Genomic DNA, 20,961 nt, shown 5'->3' on the forward strand with positions numbered 1-20,961 from the left:
ACACGCGAGCCTCCGGTGCGCTGCTACTTCTCACCGACATTCCGGGCACGATCAGCCCCCGCGTGCTATCCGAACTGACCGACAAACGCTGCCGGCTGGTCAACAGCGAAATCAGGCATCACCTTGGAGGAGCTCTTGAGTGTGGGGTTCCTCGCCCCCCGGCCGGCCGGGCGCATCAGGCTGGCCCAGCACCTGCGCGAGCGCGTCGCGCCCGGACACACCGAGCTTGGTGTACACCCGGCCCAAATGGTTGTTGACGGTTCGGAGCGAGAGGCCGAGGCGGTCGGCGACGGCGCGGCTGGGCAATCCCGCCGCGGTCAGCTTCGCCACCTGCAGCTCCCGAGGAGTCAACGACACCTCACTCCCCGTCAGGTCCGTCAGCGGCGTGCGGGCGCCGTCGCACTCGATGAGCAGCTCGCGAGCGAACACGAGCGCGGCCTTGGCCGCCGTACGCCGACGCGCCCCGGCATGCAGCCGGTGGGCTGTCGCGGCCGCCTCCGCGGCGGGCAGCAGATGGCCGAGGCGATGGAGTCGCTCGGCCGTCTCCGCGAGCAGGTGAGCGTCGTCCGTGGCGAGCGCGGTGGCCATCGTGGCGAAGGCCGCCGTCGCGGGTGCGGCGGTGCCCCTGGCGAGCTGGTGCAGCCTGTCGCACACCTCTTTCGCGGCGCCGAATCGCGCGGCGTCGAACAACGCCAGTGCCTCGATCATCGGCACTCCGGCCTTGCCCGCGGTCTTCGCGGCGCCGAGGGCGTGGCCGGCGGCGCTGGGGAGATCGAGCGCGGCGGCGGCGACCCAGGCGCGGTCGCGCTCGATCCAGGCGTCGAAGAGCGCACCGCGTGGTGGGGGGCAGCCGTCCATTCGGCACAGCCACGCGTCCGCCTGGACGGTGTCTCCCGCCATCGCGTACGCGCCGGCCAACTCGGCCAGATAGACAGCCGGTAATCGCAGCGGGTCGTGCTCGCCGAGTAACACGACCGCTTCGCGCAGCGCCTGCTGGGCCGGCTTCACCCGTCCCTGAGCCTTCGCCACGAAGCCGCGCACGATCGCCCACATGCCGACCATGGGTGCCGCCATTCGCGTCTCGATGGCGTCTCGATACGCGATGTCCACGGCCTTGGCCGCAGTGGTGAGAGCGCCGGCCAGCACGAGGGCGACGCACCTGGCGGCGCCGACCTGAGCCTCTGTCCACGGCGAGGCGACCTCCAGACCGGTGGCGCTGGCTCGTTCGACGAGGCGGATGTCTCCCATGAGACCCGCGGCGAGCACGACCGCCGTGGCCGCCCGTGCCGTCGCCTCCGCCGGCAGCGGCGGTCCTGGCCGGGTGAGCAGCGCCGTACCGATGGAGAGAGCTCCCGCGACGTGTCCCTCGATCAGCATCGTCCAGGCCCGCACCGCCTCCGCCGCCCGCTCGCCGGTCGGATTCCCCTGAGCCGGTGCGGCTTCGTGCTGCCAGTATTCGATCTTCTCCCTGACTATCGCCCGCCGGTCGGCGCGTTCTTCGTTGTCGCATTCCTCTGGAGCCGGGAGTACGCCGGCCGCGTCGGCGAAGCGGCCCCGCAACACCATCACCTCGGCCAGGGTCAGGTTCGCGTCCGCCCCGCCGTCGGCGGCACCGGCCGCGGTCGCCAGCCGCTCGGCGACCTCGAGGTCCAACCGTTCGGCGGCGCGTTCCGCGGCGGCCAGCAGTTCTCGTCCGGAGGAGTCGAGGCCCGCCGTGAGCCGCCACATGACCAGGTCGAGCGCGTCGTCCGCGCGACGGCGTGGCGATGCGGCAAGGGACTCGGCCAGCCGCGCCCAGATCGCGTGCGCTCGGGCGCGTGGCATGCGCGCGCGGATGACCTCCCCGTACGCGGGTATCGCGAGTCGCGCCTGGTGCCGCGCTCCGGAGGGTTCGACCACCACCAGCCCCTGCCGTTCGGCCCGCACCACGGCGGAGTGCCCGGTGAGGTCCTCGAGCACGGGCTGGCCGAGCGGCTCCTTACAGGCGAGCACCTCGAGTACGGCCAGCACGGCCGGATCGTCGACCTGCATCTGGGCCTCGATCAGATCACCGAGCCGGCCGGTGATCTCCAGGTGACCGCCCAGATGCCAGAGGCCGTCGCGGCGCAGCAGCGCGGATCCCTCCAACGCGGACTGCGCAAGCTCGCGCAGCACGAGCGGATTGCCGGCGGACAGGCGGCGGAACGTGTGCCGCGTGACGGCGTCCAGCGGACCGCCCAGGCCGCGTTCGAGCAGGGTGTCCATCTCGTCGTCGCTCAGCGGCCGCAGCTCGACGCGGCGGGCCACCCCTTCCTTCCATAACGCCGTCATCACGTCGGGCGCCGTCTGTCCCTGCCGTACGGTGAGCAGCACGAAGGTCCGTGTGTGCACGGCGAGCTGGTACACGAGCGCGGCCGAGACGTCGTCGAGCAGATGGGTGTCGTCCACGACGAATACCGGCCGCTTCCCGGTGGATACGCTGAAACGTTCCACGATCTGGCCGAAGATGTGCGCCGTGACGGGGCCCGCGGCATCGTGGGGAAGCGCGAGATGCAGCAATGAGCCCAAGGGGATCGCCCCGGCGGCGCGGGTCCCGGTCGCCCAGGCCGTCGGGTGGCCCGCCGCCGCGAGCCGCGCGACCGCCTCCTTGGCCAGACGCGTCCTGCCCACACCCGGCGCGCCCACGATCACCACGCCGCCGACGTCCGTCTGCGTCGCCGCTGACAGGACCGTGCGCAGCGCCGTGGCGCGCCCGACGAGTGGCCAAAGGTTCCCGGGGCGTCCGTCGTGCGGACGGCTGTCTGCCATGGCGTCCCTTTCGGAGGTCGTCACACTGCGACGTCGTGCCCTGACCGGAGATGCCCCGCGCGGCGACTCTCATGCCGCGTCCCCCCGCCTGAAACTCAAGCGGGTCCTTGATCTTCTCCACGTGAAGCGTGCTCCCCTTTGCCGCCCTTCAAACAGAGGTAGCCGGACGGTGACCGCACGTGACGGTGTCCGGCCACGCCGACGGCCACCCACGCTTGAGGCCGTTCAGGCCCAAAGAGGTGGTCCGGAAGGCGCGGCGAGCGGAGGAGATCGGCGCCCCGCGACGGCGGAGCGGTCCGTCAGGGGGCGAGGAGGTCGTCGGCGATGGCGAGCAGGCGTACGGCTGCCGCGTCCGACGACCGGTCCCTGCCCCGCAGTCTCTCGCCGATCCGCCGCAGCAGCGCGTGCGGGTCGGCGAGAGGCTCTCGGCCGTCGCTCCGCCGGACGCGGAGCAGGAGTTCCAGGGCGCAGGCGGCCTGCGTGGCGAACATGCCCAGGAGCTCCATGTCGTCCAGATCGCTGCGGGAGGCCGTGCGGTCCAGCACCTCCAGGACGCCCACGCATTCCTCGAACCGGATGAGCGGCGCGGCCATGATGGTCCGTGGGACGTAACCGGTGGATTCCGCAGCGTCCTGGGCGAACTGCGTCACAGCCGACACGTCGTCCGCGACCATCGGCTGCCCGCTCGCCGCGACCCACCCGGCGATCCCTGTTCCCGCCGGAAAGTGGCTCCCGACCAGCTCTTTCTCGCCTTCGCCCGAGACGGCTTCGAAGACCAGGTCACCGGTGTCCGGGTCCACGAGGAAGATGGAGGCGGCGGCGGCGCCGAACATGTGGCGGGCCACCTCGACGATGGACTGCAGCAGCCTGCGTTCGGTGCCGTCGAGGGAGCCGGGAGAGCCGGGGGAGTAAGGGAAATCAGCGGACATGGGGCTCTCCGTTCTGCGTCATGGTGTTGTCCGCGGCCAGGTAGAGGACCGTTTTGAGCTGGAACGGCGTCAGCCACGGATGCTTGCCCAGGATGAGCGCGCAGATGCCGGTGATGTGCGGCGCCGCGAAGCTGTTGCCGGTGCTGCGGATCTCCCGGCCGCCGGGCCAGGCGACCGGGACCCGGACCCCTCGCGCGAGGAACTCCGCCGGCGGCGCGGGGTTGTAGTAGTACGTCATCGGGTCCGCCTCGTCGTGGCTGGCCACCGAGACGACCGAGGAGAACGTCCACGGGTAGCTGAGCACCGGCATGTTGTGCGCCGCGGCGACCAGGAGGCAACGCCGGAAGTACGCGCGGTCGGCGAGCTCGTGGAGGGATGCGCGCAGACCCGACCTCGTGCTGGAGAGGCTGAGGTTGACCAGGTCGTAACCCTGGTCGATGGCCCAGCGCAGCCCGGTCACGAGGGCGTCGCCGGTGCCGGACTTTCCGTCGGTGAGCGCGCGTACGGAGGTGATCGCCGCTCCGGGGGCGACCGACCTGATCACTCCGGCGCAGGCCGTGCCGTGCCCCGCCGGGTCGACGGGGGCGCAGTCGGCGACGGTCAGCCTGCCCTCATCCCCGCTGACGACCTCGACCGACCGATCCAGGCCGCCGATCTTGGGATGGTCGCCCGCCACGCCCGTGTCCACGACGCACACGCGTACTCCCGTGCCGTCGGACCCACCCCATGCCCACTCCCTGGTCACCTCCGCCAGCGGGCTGATCTGGAAGGGTTCCGGGGCCTGCCGCGTGGTGGCCAGCCCCCACGCGGGCACGCCGGGGAAGTGCGCGCGCTGGTCCCGGCGCCAGGGCGGCGTGCTCATGGCAGTCCCTTCATCCAGTCGCGGACGTGTCGCGCCGGCAGGTTCGCTCCCTTGCTCAGGTACGCGTCGAGCGCGCGCCGGGCGGCTTCGGCCGGGTCGTGTCCGGCGGCTCGGCGGATCCGCGCGATCTCGACCAGGACGTCCCCTCGAAGACAGGGATCATCGGTCGAGTCGAGCAGCGCGCTCGCGCGTTCGGCGGCGCTCATCGCGTCCGCGTGCTCCCCGTCGAACGAGGCGATCGCGCCTCGCATCGTGATGGCCGTGAGCTCGCCGCGCAGCTGCGGCGGCCCCGCTTGGCTGCGGGCCAGTTCCCCGGCCGCCTGCCGGACGTCTCCCTGCCGGAGGGTCTCACGGGCCGCGTAGAGCTCCAAGGTGGCGGCGGGCCCTCCATGCCCCGCCGTACGGAGCGCGGCGGCGGCCCGCCTGAACAGCTCCCTCGCGTCCTCGTGGTGTCCGTCCAGGGATTCCACCAGCCCCCGCACCTGGACGACGGCGATCGCCGAGAGGCCGAGGTGCAACTCCTCCGCGTAGTCGCCGGCGGTGTCGAGCGACTCGCGGGCGCCGCCGAGGTCGCCGGAGAGCGCGAGCAGGCGGGCCTTGGTGACGAGCACCGGCACCAGCAGGGCGCGGTCGCCGGCGAAGCGGGCCAGCAGGTCGGCGCAGAGCGCGAGCCCTTCGCGCACCGGGGTGGGAGACCATTGCGCCAGCTCGCACAGTCCGCCGAGCAGCCGGTCCGCTTCGTAGCGGTCGGCCATCGGCCGGGCCAGCGCGAGCCCGTCACGAAGCGCGCGGTCGGCGAGGCCGAAACGGCCTTCCTGGATGTGGATCAGGGCTTGGAGCTGGTGGAAGCGGCACCAGCTCAGGTCGTCCCGGGGGTCGAGGGCCAGCCGCCCGCGAAGGGGCTCGAGCTCCGGCGCGCGGGCGCCCGAGCGCAGGGCGAGGACCTCTCGCTGGATCAGGCAGGTGAGCTGAGTTCGCGGGTCTTCGGGCAGCAGTTCCTCCGCACGGTCCAGGGCCGCGGCCGCCGCGGCGGCCTGCCCCCGCGCCAGCTCCGCGTCGCTGATGCGGACGGCCAGCGACCGGTGCTCGTCCCTGCCCGGGGGCAGCATCTCCCGTCCCTGCTCCAGCAGCGCGATCGCCGCGGGCAGGTCTCTGCGGTGCAACGCCTGACCGCCGTCCCTGATGAGCCGGTCCGCGGCCCGGCCGGTCAGCTCGGGCAGGAGCGGATCGCCGGGGCGTACCTGCCGGGTGAGGCGGCAGGCCGCCAGCAGGTGCCGGCTGACGTCTCCGGACGCCGGTCCGAGGAAGGGAGCCTGTTCCGAGGCGTCGCCGGCCCGGTCGCCGAACCAGTCGGCCAGCCTTCTGTGCCAGTCGGCCCGCACCTCCTTGCTCGTCAGCGCGTACACGGTCTCCCGGGTGAGGGTCTGCGCGAACTCGTACGCCCCCGGGAGCGCGCCACGCCGGATGAGGCGGTCGCGCCGCAACCGGCGCAGCGGAGCGGCCGTCATGGGAGGTTCGCCGTCGAAGAGGGCCTCCAGCTGCTCCACCGAGAAGGAGTGCCCGATGGTCGCGGCTCGTTCGAGCACCTGGCGCTCGGCCGCGCCGAGCCGATCCAGCCGGGCTCCGAGCAGCGCCTGGATGGTGGGCGGGAGGGAGGCGGCGCCCTCGGCGAGGGTCTCCAGCATCAGCTCGGCGAAGAGCGGGTTGCCGTCCGAACCGTGGATCACCCGCTGGTACGTGCCGTCGTCGTCGTGGGCGACGACGTCCGCCCGCCCGGCCCGGAGCTCAGCGACGAGCCGGGCCATGTGCGGCGGGCTCATCGGGCCGAGCTCCAGCGACATGGCGCAGGTCATGCCCCCTCCCCAGGAGGGACGGACCTCGTAGAGCTCGGGCCGGGCGACGCAGACGAGGAGCACGGGCACGTCGGCGAGCCACGCCGAGCAGTCCTCGATCAGGTCGAGGAGGGTGGGCTCGGCCCACTGCAGGTTGTCCAGCACCACCACCAGCGGCCGGCGCTGGGCGAGCACCTCGAACAGCGACCGTACGGCCTGCGCGATCTCCGCGATCCCGGGAGTGTCGTCCTGGTAATCCGCGTCACCGCGGCACGCCAGCCCGCGTAACGCCCGCGCGCCATCCGTGCCCACGGCCTCGGCGATGGCGGGCCAGTCGCCGTTGAGGGCCTCCAGCATCTCCGTGATGGGCCGGTAGGTGGCGCCGATGCCGTAAGAGGGGCACCGGCCGGTGAGCACGGTCACGTCCTCGGGCAGGTTCGCCAGAAACTCCCTGACGAGCCGGGACTTGCCGATGCCCGGAACACCGAGCAGGGTCGCCATGCAGCACTGCCGGCCGTGTACGACACGGTCATGGAAGCGCGTCAGTTGCCGCAGCTCCTCGGTCCGGCCGATCAACGGGACCGTGTCGGTCTCCGGCGCGCCGCGATCGGGCTCCACGGTGACGAGCCGCCATGCCCGTACCGGATCTCTCTTGCCCTTGAGCGTGAGCGGGGGGACGCCGTCCAGCAGCGCGTGCTGCCTGACCAGGCGGGCCACGTCGTCGCTCAGGAGGATCTCGCCGGCGCCCGCCGCGGACTGCAGCCGGCTCGCGGTGTTGACCGTGTCACCGATCACCCGCACGTTCGAGCCGGACCCGTCGGCGACCATCACCTGGCCGAAGGCGATGCCGCAATGGGCGTTCAGCCGGACTCCGTGGGTGGGGGCTATCTCGGCGCTGAGCCGGTGCACGGCCGTCATCGCCGCGTCCGCCGCGAGGACGGCCCGCAGCGCGTCGTCCTCGCGGCTGAGCGGGACGCCGAACACCGCCATGACCGCGTCGCCGATGTACTTCTCCACGGCGCCGCCGTGTTCGACGATCTCCGTCCGGCACGCCGCGTAGTAGCGGTCGAGGATGCGCAGGAGCAGTTCGGGGTCGAGGCGCTCGGCGAGCTCCGTCGACCCCGCGATGTCGATGAACAGGACCACGACGTTACGGCGGGTGGGTCGCGGGTCCCTGTCGCTCATACGAGCTTGAGCTCCTGTCCTTCCACCTCGCCGGTGTGGTCGTCCAGACGCTTCTTGATCGAGTTCAGTACGGCGACCTCGGTCTCCGTGAGCGCGGCGAACACGGTTCGCTGCCGCTCATCGAGCAGGTCGATGGGGTGCCCGCCGGCCCGCAGCGTGGCCAGCGCGTCGAACCCGCCCGATCCGGTTGCGTTCATGAACCACAAGCCTGAGACGGCTCATCAGGGTTCGCAAGAGACCAGGACACCCACATTCGTGTGGTCTTCGCGCTGCCTGGTGAAAGGCGGTTAGCCCACGTTTGTGGGGTTGTGTCCCCTCCGCATCGCGAGCCGATACTCGACCTGCAACGCGTCCCCTTAAGACGGAGAGGTGAAGGCATGGCCTTCGATCCGAAGGAAGCCCTGCGTGCAGCCGGCGTCCTGAACGACCCGATCGCCGCGGAAGTCGAGGCGGCGTTCGCCACCTTGACCAAAGAGGAAACCGACCTGCTCATCTCGCTGAAGGACAAGCTTCCCGCCGCGCTGCCCGTGGTCATGGCGGGTGGCCAGTGGGCCAGGCCCGAGGTCGAGGTGCACAACGAGTCCCCCGAAGCGTCGTGCCTGTGCGGAGCCTGGTCCGGGTCCGGGTCCGGGTCCACCCCGACCAAGCCGAACCCCTAGTCCGACGGCTCACGGGTGCGGCCCCGGTCGCCTGTCGCCGGACAGGGCCGGGGTCGCGCCTGCCGCTGAGAGCGTGAAGGGAAATGGATGTCTGGGAAGCTGGCCCGGAACCACGCGTTGTTCGACGTACCAGAAGGCCTTACCTACTTCATGCACGCCGGGGACTATCTGGTCGTCAACCCGCACTCCGGCGGTCGGTGTGTCCTCGATTCGCGTGAGTTCGGCGTCCTGCGAGCCTTGGCCCGGCCCTACGCGCGACTCGAAGAGACCGACGAGACCGATCGGGTCCTCGCCAAACTCATTCTGAGCTGGATCGTCTACTACAACGGGAACCATCCGCGGATCAAGCTGAAGGAGCCGCCGCTCCGCATGGCGTACTACGCCATCACCGACGGTTGCAACCTTCGCTGCCCCTACTGCTACGCGTCCTCGGAGAAGTGCCTGCCGGGTGAGCTCAACACCGAGGAGTCGCTCAGCCTGGTCTCCCAGATCGCCGACTTCGGCGCCTCCACAGTGGTCTTCACCGGTGGCGAGCCCATGCTCAGGAAAGACCTGTTCCAGATCGTGGAGCATGCCAACCGGAGTGGCCTGACGTCGAACATCATCACCAACGCCACCATGATCAGGACGCCCGCGATGGCGGAGCGGTTCGCCGAGCTGTTCGGCAGCGTCACGGTGAGCGTCGACGGCGGCACGGCCGAGACGCACGACCGCACGCGGGGCGCCGGCTCCTTCGCCAAGACCCACAAGGCCCTGCGGCTGCTCAACGACGCAGGCGTGGTGCCGTTGATCAACCATATCGTCACCTCGGAGAACGTCGAGGAGCTCGAAGGCTTCGCCTCGTTCATGGAGGGGATCGAGGTGAACAGCATCCGGCTGATGTACCACAACAACCTGGGCCGGGGAGAGAGCGACGAGTACGACTTCGGCTGGGACGACCATCTGCGGATCCAGCAGCTCACCTGGACCTCACCCGTCGCCGGCAAGCTGCTCCCGGACGGGCCGAAGACGCTGAAGCTGTGCTCGGTGAAGGCCAACTGCGGGATGGGCGGCAACGAGATCTACATCAACTCGCTGGGCGACGTCTACCCGTGCAAGCTCGTCACGGGACGCTCACACTTCGCGGGCAACGTGAGACGGCAATCCCTGGCGGAGATCTTCGGCAGCCCGGTCCTGTACGACATGCGGACGAGCTCCGTGTTCGGCGGCGACTACCACGCCGACTGCGCGAAGTGCTACATCAAGTCATCCTGCGGCGGAGGCTGCCGCGCCTCTCACATGGCGGAGTCGGGAGACCTGCGGCGCAACAGCCGTCATCAGTGCAGGATCCTGCGGCACGGCATCGTCACGCAGCTCTGGCTGGAATCCGGAGTCGACCCCGCGGAGCTTGCCGAAGATCCGGAAATGCAGACGCCCCGCCTGCTCGTCAACGACGACGTCCATCCGGTCTTCGACGACTGGAAGACCTACGTTCTCCCCTCAGCCGACGCCGTCAAGGTCGGCGCGCTGCTTCCCATAACGCCGGTATAGAGGAGGTGGAGTGTGTCACTCCAGATCAGTGACTCGGTGATTTGGCAGGAGACCGCGGGGGGCATCTCGCTCTATCACGCCGAAACCGGGGACTTCCACACCCTGAACGAGACCGGTTCCCGGATATGGGAGCTCGTCGCGAGCGACGGGGAACGGGAGCCGATCGTCGCGAAGCTGTCCCATGAGTTCGCCGGAGACAACCTCGCGATGAGCGTCCGCGTGCTGAAGGACGTACAGGAGTTCCTCGGCAGCATGATCGAACGGGGTCTGATCGAAGAGCGCCCTGCATGACCAGAGCGGTCGTCCTCGGCGGCGGCTTCGCGGGGACGCTGGCCGGCGCCGTGCTCGCCAGGCACGTGGACGACGTGATCGTGATCGAGAACGATCACTATCCGGCCGATCCTCGTGCCCGGCGGGGGCTGCCCCAATCGCATCACAGCCATGTCCTCGTGGCCGGTGGCGCGAGGGCGCTGCGGGAGTTGCTTCCGGGGACTCTCGAAGAGCTCTTCGCGCGCGGCGCGCAGCACCGCCGCCTGCCCGGCGACGCGCTGATCCTCGCCGCGGCGGGGTGGTTCCGGCGGCTGGACACCGGGGCGTACCTCATCTCGTGCAGCAGGGGACTCCTGGACCAGGTGGTACGGCAGCGGGCGCTGGGCGCCGTCTCGACCTGGCCGGGCACGCGGGCGCTCGGCCTGGTGGGAGACGCGAGCCGGGTCACCGGGGTCTCGGTCAGCCGCGAGGGCGCCGCGCCGGAGACGATCGAGGCGGATCTCGTCGTCGACGCGACCGGGCGCAGATCGAAGGCGCCCCGGTGGCTGGCCGAGATCGGCGTGGCGGAGATCGAGGAGCTGACCGTCTCCTCCGGGCTGGCCTACTCCACCCGCGTCTTTCAGGCGCCCGCCGAACTCGCCGGCGAGATTCCGGCCGTCATGCTGCACCCCCGGCCGGCGAGGGGGCGGCCGGGTCAGGGGGCGACGCTGTTCCCGATCGAGGACGGCCGGTGGATCGTCACCCTGACCGGCACCCGGGGCGGCGAGCCGCCCGCGGACGAGCGGGGCTTCGCGGACTTCGCGCGCTCGCTGCGCGACCCGATCGTGGCGGACCTCATGGCGGCGGCCACACCGCTCGGCGGCATCCGGCCCTACCGTGACACCTCGAACCGGAGAAGGTTCTTCGAACGAGCGCGCCTGCCCGCCGGCTTCGTCGCGGTCGGCGACGCGGTCGTCGCGGTGAACCCCGTTCACTCGCACGGGATGTCGGTCGCCGCGCTGAGCATGCTCCGGCTGGACAGGGAGCTGGCGCGGCGCGGGCTCGATCCGGCCGCCGCCCCCGAGCTGCAGGCGGCCATGACGGCGGAAGCGGAATCGTCATGGCGGATGGCGCTCGCGCAGGACGCGGGACCGGCCGGGCGACGGGAGGCGACCGCGTTCGAACGCGAGATTCTCACCCGCAGGACTCGGGCCCTGCTGAGCAGCCCGGAGCTGGCCGCCGAGTTCTTCCGCGCTCAGACCTTGCTGCCCGCACGGGCCGCGAAGGACGCATCAGCCGTGGTACGGGCGCTGACGGGAGAACCGGATCCCCTGCTCACCACGCGGGAAGCCGTCATGCAGTACCCCGTGCTGCACGCATGGTGGAACGCGCTTACCCGCGTGCGCGGCGGCCGTGAGCCGAGCCTGCGGTGATGAAGCCGGATTCGTACGCGATGCCGACCGCGTGCGCCCGGTTCGCCGCCGACAGCTTGGTGAGGATGCGCGCCAGGTGTGAACGGACGGTTCCGGTGCCGATGCCGAGCTTGTCGGCGATGCCGGCGTTCGACAGGCCGGCCGCGACGAGCAGGAGGACCTCGGCCTCGCGGCGGGTGAGCTCCGCGAGCCGGTGATCGACCCCGGTGGTCACCGCGGCGATGCGATCACGTAGCCGCGTGATCATCGAGCTGGAGATGAACGTGTGCCCGGCGGCGACCAGGCGGATCGCCGGCACGATCTCCTCGACCAGCGACGCCCGGTGCACGAAACCGCCCGCACCCCCGCGTAACGCCCGCCCGAGCAGCTCCTCGTCCAGCGCTTCGGAGACCACCACCACCCGCATCCCGTTCCTCGCCTGCGCCGCGACGATTCGGGCGAATTCCACGCCGTCGGCCTGCCGCAACGCCGCGTTCACCACCGTCACCCTCGGCCGATGCCTGACGACCAGATCGCCCAGCCGGTCGGCGGCGCCGGCCTCGCCCACCACGTAGATGCCGTTGCCCATGTGGAGCACGCTCCTGAGCCTGGCGCGCACCACCCGGTCCGGCTCGCCCACGACGACCCGCAGCGTGGACGTGGCCTCGCCGGCAGGGCTCGAGTCAATCGGTTGAGCCACCTGACCACCCGAGTTTGAGCCCGTTTGCTCGACCGGCACACTATGCGCGTCCGTCTCCCGGACAGCCAGAGCAGCGGAGTTACTCACGTCGGCGGGCCGCATGTGAGAGATACTCATGACTGCCTGTAGTCCGCGTTGTCGGGACGGACAACCGGAGAATCGGCCCTGTTGCCGGGATGGATAACCGGAGAATCGGTCCTCAGGACGGATCCGCGACAAGGATCCGAATCGCCGAACCCCGCAGCGGTGGCGTGAGGTCGGCCAGGTCGAACCCGCCGGCCTTGAGCAGCGCGTGGAACTCGGCCCTGCTACGTTCCCAGCCGCCGGTGTAGACGAGCATGGCGATGTCGCTCATGACGACGCCGGCCGCCTCCGGTGTGCCGAGGCCGGCCGGCAGCACCGGTTCCAGCACCAGCAGGCGCCCGCCCGCCGCGATGGAAGCGCGGCAGTTGCGCAGCAGCGCGGTGCATCGCTGGTCGTCCCAATCGTGCAGCACGCCTTTCAGCAGCATGAGATCGCCTTCGGGCACGGCCTCGAAGAAATCGCCCACCTGCCGGGTGCACCGATCCGACAGCCCCGCCTGCCGGAACGTCTCGGCGGCGGCCGCCCCGCCGTCGGCGGTGTCGTACAGGATGCCCTGGGCGCCGGGTGTGGCCGCCAATACAGCGGCGAGCAGCGCGCCGTTTCCGCCCCCGATGTCGACCACGGTGCGGACACCGGTGAAGTCGTACGCTTGGGCGACCTCTGATGCGATGCGCTCGGTGCCCTCGCACATGGCCGTGTTGAAGATCTCCGACAGGTCCGGACGGCCGGCGAGGTAGTCGAAGAGCGGCTGGTCGTGCACATGATCGAAGGCGGCCGCACCCGTTCGTACGCTGTGGGTCAACGCCCCCCATGCCCGCCAGGTCGCGGGATCGCCGAGCAGCAGCACGCTGGAGCGCATCGACCAGGGGTGGTCGGCACGCAGCGGCTGGCCCACCTCGGCCAGCGCGAGGTGTCCCGGCGCCACCTCATCGACCACGCCCAGGACCACCAGGGCCCGCGACAGCCGCTCCAGCGCCCTCGGGTCCGCCCCGATGGCGTGCGCCAGCTTCTCGACCGGCAGCGCGCCGGCGGCGAGGGCATCCGGAATGCCCAGGTGGACGGCCGCGTACAGGATCTGCGAGGTGGCGTAGCCGAACGCCATCCGGGACAGCTCCGCGTACCCCTTGATCATGGGCTCTTCTCCAACAGCAGCGGCAGGCGGCGTACACCATGCAGGAACAGGTCCGGCGTCCACTCCAGCTCGGCCGGATCGACGGCCAGGGCCAGTCCGGGGAAACGGCGCACCAGCGCGCCGATGGCGGCCCGGGCCTGCAGCCGGGCCAGCGCGGCACCCAGGCAGAAGTGGATTCCGTGGCCGAAGCCCAGATGCCGGTTCGGGGTGCGGCCGATGTCGAAGACATCCGGCCGGTGGAACACCGCCGGGTCGCGGTTGGCGGCCAGCAGTACCGGCACGACGATGTCACCGCGGGGGATCACCGATGGCCCGATCTCCACGTCGGCCATCGCGAACAGCGGCCGGGAGTGCCCGACCGGGCCGTTGAACCGCAGCACCTCCTCCACCGCGGAGTCGATCAGCTGGGGGCGGGCGCGGAGGCGTTCGAGCTGGCCGGGGTGGCGCAGGAGTTCCAGCACCCCGTTGCCGATGAGGTTGACCGTCGTCTCGTCTCCGGCCAGCAGCAACTGGAACACGCTGGACACCAGCTCGGCGTGCGTGATCTCCGTTGACCGGACGAGCTGGGACAGCAGGTCCGGGCCAGGGTGGGCCCGGCGCTCATCGAGCTGCTCGTTGACGTAGGCGACGAACGCGACTCCGGTGCGGCGCACCAGTGCCGCGTCCCGGCTGCGCAGCATGTCGTCGCTCCACCCGCGCAGCCGGCCCCGGTCGCCGATCGGGAAGCCGACCAGGTCCGCGACGATCAGGATCGGCAGCGGCAGCGCCAGGACCTCGATCAGGTCGGCTCCGTCTCCGGCGGCCGCCAGGTCGTCGACCAGCTCGCCGACGACCTGATGGATGCGCCGCTCCAGCGCCGCCACCGTCCGGGGGCCGAACGCGGGCGCCATCAGCCGCCGCAGCCGGGTGTGGTCGGGCGGGTCGAGGTTGAACATGTTCCGCCGCACCATCGCCAGCGGGTCGTTCTCCCACCGGCGGTGAAAGGCGGCCAGCTCGCCGGGCAGCCGGTCGAGTTGACGCCCTACGTCCGGGTGGTGGAGCGCGCGTTGCACGTCGGCGTACCGGGTCAGGTACCAGGACACGCGACCGTTCGCCGGGGCGTGGCGGTAGACCGGCGCCCGCTCGCGCATGCGGTGGAAGAGCGGGTGCGGGTCCCGGCGGTGCTGCGCGCCGGTCGGGTCGAACGCCTGCTCAAGCCCGGTCGCGCTCATCGCCCCTTGGCCTTGTGCACGTCCAGGGGGAAGAACCTGGCGGCGGTCTGTCCCAGATCCGCCATGCTGAGGAACCCGCGCCGCGCCAGCTCGACCTCCGCGGTCGTTCCGGGGCCGTTCCAGTGGCGGGAGAAGATCCGTCCGCAGATCGCCGGCGCCGGGATGACCACCCGGCCGCTGGTCTGTTCCGCGATCTCATCGGCACGGGCCACGATCTCGGACCACTCGGACCAGCGGCTCGATTCCCGGATCCGCTCCAGGACGATCGGCCGCCAATCCGCCGACTGCCAGACCGGCCACACCCGCACCATGACCAGGCGGAGTCGCTCGGCGACGGGCAGGGTGGCCCGCTCCTTCTCGGACAACCACGGCGCGAGGACGTGCGGCAGGCCGGCGCGGTCGTCGACGCCGAGCCTGGCGCGCGTGTACGCCTCCAGCCCCAGGCCCCGCGCGGCGGCGAAGTCCGCCAGGAGGCCGGTCAGGACCTCCTCGTGCAGCCGCGGGTAGTCCTGGTCGAACAGCCGCGCCGCCTCCAGGACGTCGAGATCGGACATCCACCTGCCCGGCGCGTACTCCCGCATCGACCGCCAGGCCAGCGCCTCATAGTGGGTGATGCTCGTCAGGGCCACCTCGGCCGCCCACGTGCTGGGCGCTTCGCCATGGTGCCCGCCGACGGCTTTCAGGGCAGCCATCGCGTCCAGCCGCTTCAGGTCCCACTCACCCGTCCCGATCCTGCGCTCCAGCGTGCTCAGCGCGTCGCCGGCGTCCGGGCCCAAGGCCTCTTCCAGCTCGCGCCAGGTCCGGTGTACGAAGGGCCTCGACTTCGCCGCTTCGACGATCCGCTCGCCGGCCGCCGCCGGAACCAGGCCGCTCTTGGCGCCCTCCTGGCAGCCGTAGCGGAGGTTGACCATGGCCACCGTGCCGGTGGGGTATCCCCGTTCCGCCGGCCCGTGCAGGACCGCCACCTCGTCATCCCCATCGACCTCGCCGGTGGCGTACATGCGGAAGACGGACCCGACGCCCCGCATGCCGCACGGGCTCAGCTCCGCCGCCCGCAACGCCCCCATGCTCGCCGCCCCGATGACGTTCACGCCCTCGTTGAGCAGCCAGAGAATCTCCTTGTGGCCCACGGACAGCCGCTCGCGGTAGTACCCGTCGATGATGACGGCGGTGTCGTCTCGGCTCCACTCCTGCCTGAGAAGATCGCCCCGGGCCACGGGCGGCCGCGCCTGTGCCTCGGGAAGCACGGCGCGGACCTCGTCGTGGGAGATCGTCGGCCCGGCGTAGACGACCGTCTTCTGGCGGCATGTCTTCTGGCGGCTCACTAGAACACCTCCGGGGTGACGTGGCTGCCCGGCGCCACCACTCTGACCACCGGGACGCCGATCTCGTCCCTCGTCAGATCGATGACGAGCGGGGCGGCGGAGAACGCGGCCTCGGCCCGCCCGACCACGTCCGCCAGATCGTCGACCAGGCTCTGGTGAGCCGTCAGCTTCGGGATCGCCTCGCCGGCGTCCGTCGCGGGCATGGGCCGGTGCCGCGCGCCGTCGTGGACGCCCGGATGGAGGTCGTCTCTCGCGCCCGAGATGTAGCCGAGCCTGGCCTGCGCGGCCTCGGTGACGGCACGGGTGAGCGCTATCTCCGAGCCGAGGTGGCAGCCGAATCCCATGAACGCCGGTGGATAGTCCTCGCAGGAGATCCGGGCCAGGAAGCACGGCAATCCGGTGGGCGACGGCAGGGACCTGACTTCGAGACGGACCCGGGCCCGCGTGATCATCCCGCACAGCTCGTCGACGACCGGCGACCCCAGCGTCCCCGGGTCGACGAGGACGCCCTTGTCGCCGCCGGCCATCGCCGTGGTCACGGCGTCCCGCTCGATCACCTCGTACAGCGCGTGCAGGACGGCCTCCACCAGCGTGTTCCCGCTCGCCAGGCCGTTCGTCGACTCGAAGAACACCGGCGGGTTCCAGCCGGTCCTGCGCAGGAGGGAGAATCCCACCGATTCCTTGGGCACCAGCCGCTCCGAGCCGTCGACCAGCGACCGGCCGGCGACCCAGTCCAGCGGCAGCCCGTCATGCAGCACGGTCGGCGGGGAGAGCGGCAGGTCGCGGACGTCATAGCCCAGCTGCCCGCTGACGTCGCGAGGAGGTGCCGTCGTCACCGGCGTCATGGGTTGCTCGGCATGCCAGAGCTCGACGGCTTCCATCATCGCGGACAGCCGCGCCAGCTCGGGCGTGATTCCCTTCCCCTGAGACACGGCGAGCGTCCGGGAAGTCGGCCTGATCGCCTGAAAGGTCGGGATTCCGATGGTGTCCAGCCTGGTGATGTCCGCGACCCTGGTGATCCCGACCATCCGGGCCGCCCGGCCGGCCATCTCCAGCGTGGCCGTCGGGTCGTGAGCTCTGTCCGTGCCCGGCAGCCGGACCTTGGACCGGTCGGACCGCGAGAGAAGCCACGACAGAGAGGAGTTGTCTGTCCGCATCGTCCCCTGCCCTTGACGAGATCAGATGTTGCGAGCGCGCTTGATCAGGGCCCGGCCGCCCACGGTGTAGCTGATGGCCGCCAGGACGGCCAGCACCAGGAGGTCCTGCCACGCGTCGGCGAAGCCGAAGAAGGCGGCGTTGCGCATACCGTCGATCGCGTACGTCAGCGGGTTGATCATCGCCACCCACTGCAGCACGGTGGGCATGCTGTCGATCGGGTAGAGCGACGGGGCGCTGAACACGAGAACGGGGATCGACACGTTCGACAGCAGCATGAAGACCTGGTAGTCGGTGATCAAGATCGCCGTCGCCAGATACAGCCCGTTGAAGGCCAGGGCGGCCAGCGTGAGCGTCGACAGCAGGCCGACCCAGGCTTGCAGGTCGAACGGCAACGCGAAGATGAGCACCGCCACGCCCAGCGCCAGCAGCGCCTGTCCCAGCACCAGCGACACGCCCGCGATCACCTTGCCGAGCAGGAACCGCGACCTGCGCAACGGGTAGGACCACAGCTGCGTCGCCGCGCCGCTCATCTCCTCCTGGAACACCGCCATGCCGGACGTTCCCGCCGCGCTGACGACCGACATCGCCAGCGTCATGGGCAGCAGGAAGATCGTGAACGGCACGTCGACGCCCTTGTAGTGGACGACTCTGAGGAGGTTGCCCAGCGAGGTGTTCACGAGCAGCAGGTAGATCAGCATCGGGGCCAGGCCGAGGATGAGATACACCCGGTTGCGGGCGAGCAGCGCGTACTCGCGGTAGAGCACCGCGGACAGGTCGGCCGCCTTCGGGGTCCCGGTCGGAGGAGTGTTGTCGAATGCCAACTTGGCGGCCAATTTATCCCCTTTTGTGGCCTTTGTAGTGATCAGTCCTCGGCATCCGTCATCCGGAGGAAGACCTGCTCCAGCGAGTCCGTGACGGTCGAGACGCCGGAGATCGCGACTCCGTGATCCAGGCAGTGCCGTGACAGCTCCGGCAGCACCTCCTGCGCTCGCGCGCCGTGGATGCGTACGTCGGACTCCTCGGCCGTGGCCCTGAGCCCGGCCAGCTCCGCCCAGGCCGCCACCACCAGGCCGGCCGCGGGATCTTCGAGGGCGACCAGCAAGTGGGTGGTGCCGAACTCCTCGACGAGTTCGCGCGGTTTGGCGAAGCGCAGCACCCGTCCATGGTTGATGACCATCACGCGCTGGCTGTTGCGTTCCAGCTCGTCGATGTGATGGCTGGTCCACAGCACGGTCACACCGTGCTCCTCGCGCAGCCAGGTCACGAAGCGCTCGATGTGCCGCCGCCCCACCACGTCCAGTCCAGCGGACGGCTCGTCGAGGATCAGCAGCCGCGGAATGGTGAGCAGGGCCCGTACCAGCTGCAACCGCTGCCGCTGACCGCCCGACAGCTGGAAGCAGAAGCGCGGCAGGGCCTCCGTCAAGCTGAGGAACTCCGCCAGTTCGAGCGCCCACGGCCGCACGGCGCGCCACTTCAGACCGCGGAAGCGGGCGGCGATCCGCAGGTTGTCGAGCGCCGGCAGCATCATGTCGAAGGGGCCCGACTGGTGCATCGCCCCGATGCCGCTCTTGGCGGCCACCGGCTGGCGCACCGGATCGGCGTCGAAGACGCGGACGTGGCCGGAGGTAGGGGTGGTGACCCCGCAGATCATTTTGATCAGGGTCGTCTTCCCGGCGCCGTTGGGCCCCAGGAGCCCGATGGTCTCTCCCTGCGCGATCTCGAACGAGACATCGTCCACCGCCGCTCTCTCGCTGCGCCGATAGCGTTTGGTCAGCCCCACGGCCGTCACCACATCGCTCGACACGGCACCACCCTTCACTTCCCGCTCTGCCAAACGTGCAGGTTGTCGGCTGCTGGAGATGTGTTGCAGGTCGAGTATGGACCGGCGATCAGCGGGTGACACAACCCCACAAACGTGGGCTATCCGGGACGGTATGCCGAACGACAGAGGGCACATTGTGCGATCACGCCGCGTGTGATCATCATCGGCACATGGACCCGGTTCACTCGCGCGTTCCGTACACCCTGCGCATGCCGGCCGGCAGTCCCGGCGTGACCTGGCAGCTTCCGGAGGAGAGCGACCCGGCGGCCACCCTGCCGTGCGTGGTCCTCGTGGATCGCGCGGGGTTCTCCGAGTTCGCCGTGCTCCAGCGCGGGCTGCGCACGCTCGGCGTGCCGAGCGTGCGGATCGACGCCGGGTCGATCGGCGCTCTGCGGATCCTGACCCGGCTCGACGACGGCTCGCTGACGGTGAACGGGCGCCGCATCATCCCCACCGTCACCTGGGTACGGCACTTCTCGCCGCGGGCCGTGCAGGGGGAGAACGGCTCGGCGTCGTCCCTGTTCCGGGTCGACTCGTGGGCCGCCCTCATCGACCAGTTGTCGTCGCTGTCAGCCGCCCGGCTGCCCGGCGGCAGCGATCTGGGGCGGCTGGTTCAGCTGGACGGCGCGGCAGAGGCAGGGGTCCGTACCCCGCGCACGATCGCCACGACCGACCTGGGGGCGGCGAGCGCGGCGCTGGCCAGCGACCGGATCATCGTCAAGGCCCTCGACCAGCATTTCGTCGAGACCGAACCGGGCACCCTGCACGGGGTCTTCCCGGAGATCGTGGCCGGCGTCGCGGCCAGAAAGCTGCCCGCGCGCGACGCGCCCATGATCGTCCAGGAGTACGTCGACCACTGGGCGGAGCTGCGCGTCTACTTCGTGGATGGCGAGATCCGGGCCTTTCGCGTCGGCAAAGCGTCGCCAGAGGCGATCTGGTGCGACGCGGCGTCGGTCACGGTCTCTCCGGCGGCGGCGCCGGAGCCCGTGGTGGCGGCGGTGCACCGGCTCGCCGGGATCTGGGGCCTGCGCTACGGGGCCTTCGACTTCCTGCTGACCAGGCAAGGGCCGGTCTTCCTCGAAGTCAATCGCGACGGCGATTGGCGGTGGTTCGAAGCGAAGGCCGGTGTCGACGACGTCTCCATCGCCACGCTTTCCACGGTGCGTACGCTCCACCGCCAGGTGGCCAGGGCAGGTTCGGCGCCGATCGATCTGGCCGGATTCCTGGCGCTGGGCACCGACCGGATCAAGCGGGCGAAAGCCGTGACCTCGCGATTGGACGCCCGCGTGCTCGGCGCGCTCGAGGTGCGGGTGGACGGCACGATCGTGCACGTCAGCGCCAGGAAGGCGCGGCTGCTGGCGGCCATCCTGCTCTCCCGCCCGAACCAGGTGGTTCCGACGGACCAGCTGATCGATTCCTTGTGGGGCGAGCGCCCGCCCCCCACGGCACGCAAGAACCTGCAGGTCCACGTCTCGGTGTTGCGGCGGAGTTTCGGGGATCGGATCTCCTACCAAGGCTGGGGATATCGTCTCGACGCCGGGCCGGACGAACTCGACCTCCTCAGGTTCCGGCGGCTGGCCGGCGCCGGCCGGGACATGCGGCGCAGGGGCGACGCCGATGCCGCGTTGACCGCGCTCGATGACGCCCTGCGCCTGTGGGGCGGTGAACCGCTCGCGGAGTTCTCGGGTGTCGCCTTGGTCGATGAGGCGGTCGGCAGATTCACCGACCTGTACCTCACGGTCAATGAGGACTGGGCGGAACTCGAGATCGAGCGGGGCGGCCACGTCGAGGTGCTGAACAGGCTCGACGACCTGGTGCCCTTCTTTCCCGCACGCGAGCGGCTCGTGGCGGCGAGGATGACCGCCCTCGCCGGTTGCGGCCGCGCGCCGGAGGCGCTCTCGCAGTTCGAGACCGTACGCCGGCATCTCGTGGCCGAACTCGGCATCGACCCCAGCCCCGTACTCAGGAATCTCTACGCGGAGATCTTCCAAGGGCAACTCGCCAGGGCCGATCCTTAACCGGTCGCATGGTCCGGCCATACCGCTGATTAAGCAGACGCTTCTAGCTTGCACACAGAGGTGCTT

17 protein-coding genes are annotated in these 20,961 nt (G+C 70.6%); 5 read left to right on the plus strand and 12 right to left on the minus strand.

Annotated elements, in window-relative coordinates:
* Window positions 1–111: 111 nt before the first annotated feature.
* From AB0H88_RS25305 to AB0H88_RS25325, 5 genes are all read right to left on the minus strand, one after another.
* Window positions 112–2,787 (minus strand): LuxR C-terminal-related transcriptional regulator, encoded by a 2,676-nt coding sequence (locus AB0H88_RS25305; protein ID WP_357648387.1) that lies wholly within the window; start codon window positions 2,785–2,787, stop codon window positions 112–114.
* 299 nt (window positions 2,788–3,086) lie between these two features.
* Window positions 3,087–3,716 carry a GAF domain-containing protein gene (locus tag AB0H88_RS25310; RefSeq protein ID WP_357648389.1) on the minus strand — a complete coding sequence of 210 codons (630 nt, stop codon included), beginning with the start codon at window positions 3,714–3,716 and terminating at the stop codon, window positions 3,087–3,089.
* Complete coding sequence (locus AB0H88_RS25315) at window positions 3,706–4,578, minus strand: S8 family serine peptidase (RefSeq protein ID WP_357648391.1); 873 nt, start codon at window positions 4,576–4,578, stop codon at window positions 3,706–3,708. Before AB0H88_RS25315 ends, AB0H88_RS25310 begins: the two co-directional genes overlap by 11 nt.
* Window positions 4,575–7,595, minus strand: coding sequence for an AAA family ATPase (locus AB0H88_RS25320; protein ID WP_357648393.1), 3,021 nt, complete (start codon window positions 7,593–7,595; stop codon window positions 4,575–4,577). The genes AB0H88_RS25315 and AB0H88_RS25320 overlap by 4 nt, the downstream gene beginning before the upstream one ends.
* Window positions 7,592–7,792: an aroma-sacti cluster domain-containing protein gene (locus AB0H88_RS25325; protein WP_357648394.1), complete on the minus strand. Its 201-nt coding sequence runs from the start codon at window positions 7,790–7,792 to the stop codon at window positions 7,592–7,594. Before AB0H88_RS25325 ends, AB0H88_RS25320 begins: the two co-directional genes overlap by 4 nt.
* A gap of 180 nt (window positions 7,793–7,972) precedes the next feature.
* On the opposite strand from AB0H88_RS25325, the gene AB0H88_RS25330 reads away from it, so the two are divergent.
* The 4 genes from AB0H88_RS25330 (at window position 7,973) to AB0H88_RS25345 (ending at window position 11,466) form a co-directional block, all read left to right on the plus strand.
* On the plus strand, window positions 7,973–8,254 hold the full coding sequence (locus tag AB0H88_RS25330; RefSeq protein WP_357648396.1) for a StsA-related sactipeptide RiPP: 282 nt from the start codon (window positions 7,973–7,975) through the stop codon (window positions 8,252–8,254).
* A gap of 87 nt (window positions 8,255–8,341) precedes the next feature.
* Window positions 8,342–9,784, plus strand: a complete 1,443-nt coding sequence (gene stsB, locus AB0H88_RS25335; RefSeq protein ID WP_357648399.1) for a StsB family radical SAM/SPASM domain sactipeptide maturase — start codon at window positions 8,342–8,344, stop codon at window positions 9,782–9,784.
* Window positions 9,785–9,796: 12 nt separating this feature from the next.
* Window positions 9,797–10,075 carry a PqqD family protein gene (locus AB0H88_RS25340; protein ID WP_357648401.1) on the plus strand — a complete coding sequence of 93 codons (279 nt, stop codon included), beginning with the start codon at window positions 9,797–9,799 and terminating at the stop codon, window positions 10,073–10,075.
* Window positions 10,072–11,466 (plus strand): FAD-dependent monooxygenase, encoded by a 1,395-nt coding sequence (locus tag AB0H88_RS25345; protein ID WP_357648403.1) that lies wholly within the window; start codon window positions 10,072–10,074, stop codon window positions 11,464–11,466. The genes AB0H88_RS25340 and AB0H88_RS25345 overlap by 4 nt, the downstream gene beginning before the upstream one ends.
* On the opposite strand, the gene AB0H88_RS25350 is transcribed toward AB0H88_RS25345, so the two are convergent.
* The 7 genes from AB0H88_RS25350 to AB0H88_RS25380 all read right to left on the minus strand — a co-directional run bounded on the left by AB0H88_RS25350 (window position 11,426) and on the right by AB0H88_RS25380 (window position 18,859).
* Window positions 11,426–12,145 (minus strand): response regulator transcription factor, encoded by a 720-nt coding sequence (locus AB0H88_RS25350; RefSeq protein ID WP_357648405.1) that lies wholly within the window; start codon window positions 12,143–12,145, stop codon window positions 11,426–11,428. The genes AB0H88_RS25345 and AB0H88_RS25350 overlap by 41 nt on opposite strands.
* Before the next feature lie 199 nt (window positions 12,146–12,344).
* The gene (locus AB0H88_RS25355; RefSeq protein ID WP_357648407.1) at window positions 12,345–13,361 is read right to left on the minus strand and encodes a methyltransferase; all 1,017 of its coding nucleotides are present in this window, start codon (window positions 13,359–13,361) and stop codon (window positions 12,345–12,347) included.
* The gene (locus AB0H88_RS25360) at window positions 13,358–14,572 is read right to left on the minus strand and encodes a cytochrome P450 (protein WP_357648409.1); all 1,215 of its coding nucleotides are present in this window, start codon (window positions 14,570–14,572) and stop codon (window positions 13,358–13,360) included. Before AB0H88_RS25360 ends, AB0H88_RS25355 begins: the two co-directional genes overlap by 4 nt.
* Window positions 14,569–15,897, minus strand: coding sequence for a TfuA-like protein (locus AB0H88_RS25365; protein ID WP_357648411.1), 1,329 nt, complete (start codon window positions 15,895–15,897; stop codon window positions 14,569–14,571). The genes AB0H88_RS25360 and AB0H88_RS25365 overlap by 4 nt, the downstream gene beginning before the upstream one ends.
* Window positions 15,897–17,054: a YcaO-like family protein gene (locus tag AB0H88_RS25370; protein WP_357648414.1), complete on the minus strand. Its 1,158-nt coding sequence runs from the start codon at window positions 17,052–17,054 to the stop codon at window positions 15,897–15,899. The genes AB0H88_RS25365 and AB0H88_RS25370 overlap by 1 nt, the downstream gene beginning before the upstream one ends.
* Window positions 17,055–17,075: 21 nt before the next feature.
* Entirely contained in the window at window positions 17,076–17,888 is an 813-nt protein-coding gene (locus tag AB0H88_RS25375) for an ABC transporter permease (protein WP_357648416.1), read from the minus strand.
* A gap of 29 nt (window positions 17,889–17,917) precedes the next feature.
* Entirely contained in the window at window positions 17,918–18,859 is a 942-nt protein-coding gene (locus AB0H88_RS25380; protein ID WP_357648418.1) for an ABC transporter ATP-binding protein, read from the minus strand.
* A 188-nt stretch (window positions 18,860–19,047) separates the two neighbouring features.
* On the opposite strand from AB0H88_RS25380, the gene AB0H88_RS25385 reads away from it, so the two are divergent.
* A complete protein-coding gene (locus AB0H88_RS25385; protein WP_357648420.1) occupies window positions 19,048–20,895 on the plus strand; it encodes a BTAD domain-containing putative transcriptional regulator in 1,848 nt (615 codons plus the stop codon).
* The last annotated feature ends 66 nt before the right edge of the window (window positions 20,896–20,961 follow it).

This window comes from Nonomuraea sp. NPDC050680 (assembly GCF_040654555.1).
In the GTDB taxonomy this organism is placed as follows: domain Bacteria; phylum Actinomycetota; class Actinomycetes; order Streptosporangiales; family Streptosporangiaceae; genus Nonomuraea.